General features: G+C 50.2%; 1 protein-coding gene. It reads right to left on the reverse strand.

The genetic code is table 11. The features are described 5' to 3' along the window. Nucleotides 1-6: 6 nt before the first annotated feature. A complete protein-coding gene (locus AC58NV_RS23725) occupies nt 7-330 on the reverse strand; it encodes an H-NS histone family protein (RefSeq protein ID WP_497229329.1) in 324 nt (107 codons plus the stop codon). Between the last annotated feature and the right edge of the window lie 192 nt (nt 331-522).

Consider the following 522-nt stretch of genomic DNA (forward strand, 5'->3'; position numbering starts at 1 on the left):
AGATCTTCAGATCTCAAGATCCTCTATGGACTTACCAGCTTCCAATGCTTCGTGAACCCAAGCCGGTTTGCGCCCACGACCGCTCCATGTCTGGGATGCGTCTTCTGGATTGGCGTATTTAGCCGGTGCCTTTGTGCCGGACTTTCGGCCCTTGCCGCCATGAAGCGCAATCACCTCTTCGAAGGGCACACCGTGTTTGTCGGCGACGGCCAGCATTTCAGAATAGGCGTTTTGCTTCGCTTCCTTTTCCACTTCAACTTTGCGGGCTTCGATTTCTTTGGCTAGGGCTTTGAGTTCGGCCGCATTCAGTCCGTTCAGATCTATTGCCATGTTTCACCTGTGTTTTTGATTGTACCTGGTCAAAGCAGATATCGTCGTTAGTAGCAAGTGTGTGCGTTCTTAACTTAGCAGAAATGCAAGCAGCGTTAACCGTTACGCTCAGCTATTGAATTCTGCCTCGAAGCCTTCAATTGCGAGCAAGGGCTAATCGAAATCAGGAGCATCTCCGATAAGCATTTCCTG

This window comes from Leisingera sp. ANG49 (genome assembly GCF_059694505.1).

Coding starts and splice junctions, on each gene's coding strand:
- AC58NV_RS23725 (WP_497229329.1), bottom strand. CDS start 330: ATGGCAATAGATCTGAACGGACTGAATGCGGCCGAACTCAAAGCCCTA.